The organism is Micromonospora arida (assembly GCF_042873195.1).
GTDB lineage: Bacteria > Actinomycetota > Actinomycetes > Mycobacteriales > Micromonosporaceae > Micromonospora > Micromonospora arida.
This window is the reverse complement of record NZ_JBIALC010000001.1, coordinates 1426571-1434069: the sequence shown is the minus strand read 5'-3', so window position 1 is coordinate 1434069 and position 7499 is coordinate 1426571. Positions and strand designations below refer to the sequence as shown.

The window sequence follows — 7499 nt, the reverse complement described above, 5'->3', positions numbered from 1 at the left end:
GTGCTGGGCTCAATTGTTTAATGTTTAACCAGCAACCCTTTTTGCCCGGGGGCACGGGCACTTTGGAGACAATGGGCCCCCCCCCCGCATCCCGGGGGGGGGGGGCCCGGCCGGGGGGGGGGCCGGGGGGCCCGCGCGCCGGAGGTGTCAGGCCGTCGCCCGCTTCGGCAGCTTCCACCCGGGGCGGGGGAAGTGGCAGGTGTATCCGTCGGGGTAGGTCTGCAGGTAGTTCTGGTGCTCAGGCTCGGCCTCCCAGAAGTCGCCTGCCGCGGTGACCTCGGTGACGACCTTGCCGGGCCACAGGCCCGAGGCGTCGACGTCGGCGATGGTGTCCTCGGCGACATGCTTCTGCTCGTCGCTGGTGTAGAAGATCGCCGAGCGGTAGCTGATGCCGATGTCGTTACCTTGGCGGTTCTTCGTCGACGGGTCGTGGATCTGGAAGAAGAACTCGAGCAGCGCGCGGAAGTCGGTCTTGTCGGTGTCGTAGACGACCTCGATGGACTCCGCGTGGGTGCCGTGGTTGCGGTAGGTGGCGTTCGGGACGTCGCCGCCGCTGTAGCCGACGCGCGTGGACACGACGCCGGGCTGGCGGCGGAACAGCTCCTCCATGCCCCAGAAGCAGCCGCCGGCGAGGATTGCCTTTTCGGTGTTCACATCGTCTCCTTGCTGTCGTCGTGCCAGCGCACCTGGGCACGCGAGTACAGACACTCTCCGGGTCGGCTGTATTCCCGCAGCCTTCACCTTACCTGGACTACAGAGTCCAGAAGGTATGTTGAGTCGGCAGTAGATGTCCGCCCCTGCTGATGAGGTTGAACTGGCACTTCCCCAGTGACACCAGCAGCCGCAGCGCGACCCAATAGTGGACTTGACAGACCAGTTTCACCGTAGCTAGGTTCGGGATGTCCGGCGGGGTGCCTCCGGTAGCGACGAGGTGCCCGACTCGCCCGGCGGCGTCGAGTTCGACAGACGTCCCCGCCACTCCCGGTGACATCCTCGCGCCCCAATCGCTACCGGTCAGCGTGGTGTGGCACGACGCCGAGGCTTGGCGTCGCCAATGCTGGGAAACGGAAATGTGCTCCTCGTGCCAGTCGCAGACGAGGGCTGGATACAAGGAGGTACCTGATGAAGGCGATCGTGGTGACGGACGAGGCTGCGGGAACGGCCGGGATGACGCTGATGGAGCGGCCTGACCCGGAACCGGCCCTCAACGACGTCGTCGTTCAGGTTCATGCGTCAGGGTTCGTCCCGACCGAATTGGCGTGGCCCTCGACCTGGACCGATCGCCTCGGCCGTGACCGGAGGCCGTCGATCCCTGGGCACGAGTTGGCCGGAGTGGTCAGCGCCCTCGGGTATGGCACGACGGGACTGTCGGTGGGGCAGCGGGTGTTCGGCCTCACCGACTGGACCCGCGACGGCACCCTGGCGGAGTGTGTGGCCGTCGAGGCGCGCAACCTTGCGCCGCTGCCCGGCGACGTCGACTTCGCGGTGGGCGCGAGCCTGCCGATCTCTGGCCTGACCGCCTGGCAGGGGCTGTTCGAGCACGGCCGCCTTCGGACGGGGCAGAGCGTGCTCGTGCACGGCGCGGCCGGCGCAGTCGGGTCGATGGTGACGCAGCTCGCACGTGAGTTCGGCGCCTACGTCATCGGCACCGGGCGCGCTGCCGATCGCCAGACCGCGCTCGACTTCGGCGCACACGAGTTCGTCGACCTCGGCAGCGAGGCCCTGGAAGACGTCGGCGGAGTGGATCTGGTTTTCGACGTCATCGGCGGTGACATCGGGAAGCGGTCGGCAGGCCTGATTCGAGCCGGAGGGACACTGGTTTCCGTCGTCGGGCCGTCCGAGGCGCGGCCCGCGCACGGCCTGGCGATAGATTTCGTCGTGATGCCTGACCGTGCCCAACTGGATGAAATCGTCCAGAGGGTGCGAGGCGGGCGACTGCGGACGAACATCGGCAACGTCGCAGACCTCGACGACGCCGTCGCCGCTCTCAACCCGACCAAGCGGGTCACCGGAAAGACGATCATCCGCGCTCGCTCCTGAGGACTCTGGGGCGCCACCAGGCGCGTGAGTACGGTCTGAAACCACAAACTCGACAGAAGTGGTCAGAGCCTCCACGGCGAAACTTCCCGTGGAGGCTCTGGGTCACGCCAGCAGGCAACCGGGACGTCAGCCGCAGCAACAGCGAACCGTCGTCCACCTCCTCCGGTCGATAGGAGATCACGAGGCTGGGACCATGCGACTGCTGTCGGGAGGTGACGAACAGCAGGAACTCCAGGGTCACCTCGTCGGCCCAGTGAGCGTCCTCGAGCACGAGAACGTCGACACGCAGAGCCCGCAGCAGCTCCTCCAGAGCGCGGAACAGGCGATGCCGCGCCGCCTTCGCATCGTCAAGGGGCTGCAATGCCGGCGGCAGGTCCGTGGACCATTCAGGGAACAGGGGCCGTAACGCACCCGCAAGCTCGGTGAGCCGCAATCGCGACAGCGGACGGTCGATCCCACGGAACGCGTCGACGATCGGCCCCAACGTCAGCGACTCGCGAAGCGGTGGGCACACCGACACCAGGGCGGTGCGCTGGTCCGGTGCGGCCAGCCACTCTCGCAGCAGTCGGCTCTTCCCGATCCCCGCCTCGCCCTCGACCAGCACGATCGCCGGGGGCCGGGCCAAGGCGCCCCGAAGCGCCGCCATCTCCCGATCGCGACCCACGAAATGCGGAGTGGAGACGGTCGGTGAGGTCCCGTCGTCCTCGGGGAGGGGTCGAGCATGCGTGATGATCTCGCTTTTCGCTGCTCGGACACAAGTGCCACAGTGGCGACTCGCGTCACGGGATGCTTCTCGCAGCACGCCCGACCAGTTCTATGACCACGCCGTACGAGTGCAGATCCTCATTACTGCTCCGGAAAGCGACCGTCGGGCGACTGACGCAGCTGGGGTCAGCGGTTGTTCGCCGATGTTGGCCGCCTGCCACTGGACGGGGTGGCACCCTGAGCACGTGGACTGGGCAGTGAGCCGGGGGAAGCTGGCATCGGGATTACGGTGACCGGTCTCTGATGCGTACCGCGTTGATCGTAGTGGCCACGCTGGCGACGGCGGTGGTCGTGGACCTGATCTCTGGCATGGTCGTCCGCCGGGTGGCCCGTGGCCGTTACCAATGGTTGCTGGAGCCGCTGCGGCATGCCTGCCGCCGTCCGGCAGCGGCGCTGCTGCTGGTTGGGGCGCTGTACTACGCGCTGCCGTTGGGTCCGGCCGGGTGGCAGCCTCATCTGCGGCACGTCGTCCTGGTGGCCTTGGTGCTATCCGGGGCATGGTTAGTGATCAAGGCGCTGCACGTCGCCGAGGCGGTCGCGTTCAGTCGGCTGCCGGGCGACGTGGTCGCCAGCCGACGGGTCCGGCGGGCCCGGACGCAGATTCGTCCCGTGCGGCGGCTCACCGTCGCCGTGGTCACCATCGTCGCGATCGGCCTGATCCTGATCACCTTTCGGCCGGTACGCCTCTTCGGCGTCTCCGTGTTGACGTCGGCGGGGGTGGTCGGCGCGTTGATCGGCCTGTCGGCCCGTACCGCGCTCGGCAACGCGTTCGCCGGTGTCCAGGTCGCGTTCGCCGACGGCCTGCACGTCGGCGACGTGCTGGTGGTGGATGGCGAATGGGGCCGAGTTGAGGAGGTGAAGCTGACCAATGTGGTGATCCGGCTCTGGGACGAGCGGATGCTCATCCTGCCGACCACGTACTTCACCGAGCGGCCGTTTCAGAACTGGACCCGCAACGAGTCCAGAATTGTCGGCAAGGTCCAAATCCATGTCGACCACACCGCCGATCTGGACGACCTACGCCGGGAAGCGCGCCGGCTGGTCGAGTCCTCACCGCTGTGGGATCGCGACCAGTGGGTGCTCCAGATGGTCGACTCCACCCCCCAGACAGCGGTCATCCAGGTGCAGGCCTCGGCCGCCGACCCCGCCAGCGCCTGGGACCTGCGCTGCGACCTGCGCGAGGGACTGGTTCGCTACCTTCGGGACCACCATCCCCAGTGGCTGCCCCGCACCCGCAGTCAGTATCAGCCTTGAATGGGCAGACCCGACGGCCCGCTTACCTCCCGCTGTGGGACTGCCCGCTCTGCTCGTCCCGCCAGCCATCGGGCTGGGGATGATAGCCGTAAGCGGCAGCCCGAACGGTCTCCTCGTTTTCCAGCCCAGAGCCAATCGCGCCGCCGACGGTGGCCAGCGAGCTGGTGATCCAGGCGAGCGTCAGATAGTCGGTGAAGTGGACTGGCCCCTGCAAGGTCTGCTCCAGCACGGATGTGTCGATCAGCAGCGCCGCGGCGAGCACCGTTCCCACGAACAACACCACGTAGGACAGCACCGTGGCCAGAGTGAGGGTGAGGATCGTACCCAGGTTGAACAGCCGTGCCAGCTCAGCCGGCGTCTCGCGGCTCGGTTTCTCCCACAGGTCGTGCGCGACGATCAACCAGGCCACCAGCGCTGTCAGCCCGAGCAGCATGATCACGGCGAGCCGGAGTCCGTCGAGCGCATCACCCATCTGCCAGATGGTGTCCGTGGTGAGCGCGAACGCGGCCGTGCCGAACGCGCCGACCAACAGCTTCGACAGGCCCAGCAGGGCACGCCCCGGACGGTTGGCTCGAACCATGCCGATCAACAGCCGTAACCGGCCGATGAGCCTTGAGGCGACGTAGCGCCGCTCACCGGCGTCGGCCTCGCCAACCACCCGGTGGACGGCGGGAACCCGGCTCGCCAGCTCGGCCGGTGCCCAGCCGGCCGGCGGCACCCGCTGGTCGGAAGCCTCGGTCAGCAGCAGGCTCACCAGATCCGGAACGGCGGTGCGGGCCGCTCGCAGCTGGGGCAGTCCCAGCGCGGGCAGGGACACCACCGCGACTCGACGCCGAGCGGAGGTCTGCGCGACCAGTGGCACCCGCTCGGCATGCAGCGGCAGGTCGGTCAGGCAGATTGCGACGTCCCACTGGTCGTCGGCGCGCCGTTGGGCGAGATCATCGAGTAGCGCCTCAACGCCGCCGTCGCGGCGCGGTGCCACTTCGCCCCAACCTTCCCGGACGATCCACCGCACGTCGGCGTTCACCCGCTCGGCGAGCCCGTTGGTCAGCTCGGCGGTGAGCCGCGCGGCCACCCGGGCCGGGTGGTCCGGAGGGGTTGCCACCAGTCCGACGACGATCTCTGGTCGGTCCTGTTCCCTCCGCGTCATCGGTACTCCTCACCGGTAGCCGGGCTCGGCCGCTGACGGCGGACAAACCGGGGACCTCACGCGCCGTCGCGGCAGCTCCCCGTGCCGGCTGAGGAGCGGTACCAGGCCGCCGCGAGGAGCGCCCCGACCAGCCCGTACAGCGCCACCGCGACGCACTCGTCGAACCGGGCGCCCCGCCCACGCAGCCTAAGAGGCCACCCCGATCGGTGCAGTGGATTCAGGGGAAGGTGCTCTTGTGGCTCGCCCGAGCTGGGACGGGCCCGGCATGCGCCGCCAAACTCGGCCGGCCGATGCTCCTCGGCATCGTCGTCGGCACCGAGAACCACTGAGGGCGCGGACACCTGATGGGCGGTGACCGGGTCGGGCGGCACCGGCGAGGACGGCGGGGTGACATCCGGGATCTCTGGGAAGCGGGCGGCCGGCGGTATGCGGACAATGGGGGAATGAAGCGAGACGTAAGCCTGATGCGGTTGACCGGGGCGCGGGCCAACGGCGCGGTGGCGACGGGCGCGGCGGCTACCGGAGCGCGGGCTGCGGGGGCGGCCTCGCTCGGCGCCCTCGCCGTGGGGGCGCTGGCCGTCGGGGCCGTGGCCGTCGGGGCGCTGGTCATCGGGCGGCTGGCGATCCGCCGGGCGGTCGTGCGGGAGCTGCGCGTCGGCCGGTTGGAGATCGACGAACTGGTGGTGCGCAGCCGACCCACCGCTGGGGGATGACCTCCGGCGAACTCGGCCGCTGAGCGTTCCCGCCGCAGCCCGCGTCGCAGCGTGGACGAGTCGCAGCGGGCAGGATCGGTGCCTGCCTCATGCCCGCCCGCCGCCGGAGCAGACGACCGAGTGCCGTTCCGATGCCGACCTTCCGAAAGGGAAGCGCCGGGCCCGCGCCTGCCGGAGGACCGGCTGGCGGAAGGCCCGGCGCCGTCACCCGTCAGCGGCCCTGCAGGCGCTTCACGTTGTCGCCGAAGGTCCAGCCCTTCGACCCGTCCCAGTTCGCCGACCAGGTCATCAGGCCCTTCAGGCCGGGCACGGAGTTCCAGGCCTGCGTGACCAACGACGTCGACATGTAGCCACCGCCCGCGCCGTTCTGCGCCGGCAGCCCCGGGACCTGCTTGTCGTACGGCACCCGGATGGTGGTGCCCTGAATGGTGAGCCCGTTGTTCAGGCACTGCGTCTGCACCGTGAAGCCCTGCACGGTGCCCGCAGGGTACGAGTCGCCGGCGCAGCCGTACATGCTGCCGTTGTAGTACTGCATGTTCAGCCACCAGAGCCGGCCGTTGTCCACGTACTTCTTGATGATCGGCAGGTACGAGCCCCAGATCGAGCCGTAGACCACGCTGCCACCGGTGACGTAGGCCGTCTCCGGTGCCATGGTCAGGCCGAAGTTCGACGGCATCCGGGCCAGCACGCCGTCGATGATCCGGATCAGGTTGGCCTGCGACGTGGACAGGGTGTTGATGTTGCCGCTGCCGGTCAGGCCGGTCTCGATGTCGATGTCGATGCCGTCGAAGTGGTAGGCCGTCAGGATCGGCACGATCGTCGCGATGAACCGGTCGGCGACCGCGGCGGAACTCAGGTCGATGCCCGCTGCGGCTCCGCCGATCGACATCAGGATGGTGGCGCCGGCCGCTTTGGCCTGGCACATCTCGGCCGGGGTGGCGACCTTCACGCCGGCGTCCATGCCGTTCTCCCAGAGGACCGTGCCGTCTGAGCGGATCACCGGGAACGCCGCGTTGATCACGTTGTAGCCGTGCTGGTTGAGCCGGCTGTCGGTGATCGGGATCCAGCCGAGGCCGGGGTGTACGCCGTTGGAGGCACCGTCCCAGTTCTCCCAGTAGCCCTGCAACACCTTGCCGGTGGGCCGCGACTTCACCGCGCAGGTCCCACCGGTTGGCGGTGGCGTGGTGGGGGGAGGTGTGGTCGGTGGTGGCGTGGTGGGCGGCGGGGTCGTCGGTGGTGGCGTGGTGGGCGGCGGCGTGGTTCCCGAGCACGCGCCAAGGTCACGCCAGAGCGACGGGGTCGAGGCAGGGTTCCAGCCGGCGCCGGGGTGCGCGGTGTGGGTGACCAGTGCCTGGTAGAGCCGGCCGCTGTAGGTGACCTGGGCGCCCGCCTGGTAGGTGGGGCCCTCGGTCCAGGCGGGGGCGGTGCAGACGACCATCGGGACGGCGTTGGCCGAGGGCCCGGCCGCCATGCTGCTGGGGACGAAGGCGACGGCGGCCGTGACGGTCATCGCCGCCCCGGCCACCACTGCGAAAATTCGACGGCTTCTCATGGCTCACTCCCCAGGCTTCGACGAC

Annotated in this window: 7 protein-coding genes; 3 read left to right on the top strand and 4 right to left on the bottom strand. The window is 69.1% G+C overall.

What is annotated here, in order from left to right; genetic code table 11:
* Positions 1-147 precede the first annotated feature (147 nt).
* Complete coding sequence (gene msrA / locus ACFYP0_RS06645) at positions 148-654, bottom strand: peptide-methionine (S)-S-oxide reductase MsrA (RefSeq protein ID WP_124853516.1); 507 nt, start codon at positions 652-654, stop codon at positions 148-150.
* Positions 655-1122: 468 nt separating this feature from the next.
* On the opposite strand from msrA, the gene ACFYP0_RS06640 reads away from it, so the two are divergent.
* Complete coding sequence (locus tag ACFYP0_RS06640; RefSeq protein WP_356974636.1) at positions 1123-2040, top strand: NADP-dependent oxidoreductase; 918 nt, start codon at positions 1123-1125, stop codon at positions 2038-2040.
* Here the strand turns inward: ACFYP0_RS06640 and ACFYP0_RS06635 are convergent.
* Complete coding sequence (locus tag ACFYP0_RS06635) at positions 2021-2704, bottom strand: AAA family ATPase (RefSeq protein ID WP_386994809.1); 684 nt, start codon at positions 2702-2704, stop codon at positions 2021-2023. The two genes, ACFYP0_RS06640 and ACFYP0_RS06635, sit on opposite strands and share 20 nt — an antisense overlap.
* Before the next feature lie 344 nt (positions 2705-3048).
* Here ACFYP0_RS06635 and ACFYP0_RS06630 point away from each other — a divergent pair, with 344 nt between their 5' ends.
* Positions 3049-4059: a mechanosensitive ion channel family protein gene (locus tag ACFYP0_RS06630; RefSeq protein ID WP_386994807.1), complete on the top strand. Its 1011-nt coding sequence runs from the start codon at positions 3049-3051 to the stop codon at positions 4057-4059.
* A 22-nt stretch (positions 4060-4081) separates the two neighbouring features.
* On the opposite strand, the gene ACFYP0_RS06625 is transcribed toward ACFYP0_RS06630, so the two are convergent.
* Positions 4082-5209 carry a hypothetical protein gene (locus ACFYP0_RS06625; RefSeq protein ID WP_386994805.1) on the bottom strand — a complete coding sequence of 376 codons (1128 nt, stop codon included), beginning with the start codon at positions 5207-5209 and terminating at the stop codon, positions 4082-4084.
* A 443-nt stretch (positions 5210-5652) separates the two neighbouring features.
* Between ACFYP0_RS06625 and ACFYP0_RS06620 the strand changes: the two genes are divergently transcribed.
* Positions 5653-5922, top strand: coding sequence for a hypothetical protein (locus tag ACFYP0_RS06620; protein WP_124853512.1), 270 nt, complete (start codon positions 5653-5655; stop codon positions 5920-5922).
* Positions 5923-6133: 211 nt separating this feature from the next.
* On the opposite strand, the gene ACFYP0_RS06615 is transcribed toward ACFYP0_RS06620, so the two are convergent.
* A complete protein-coding gene (locus tag ACFYP0_RS06615) occupies positions 6134-7474 on the bottom strand; it encodes a carbohydrate-binding protein (protein WP_386994802.1) in 1341 nt (446 codons plus the stop codon).
* Between the last annotated feature and the right edge of the window lie 25 nt (positions 7475-7499).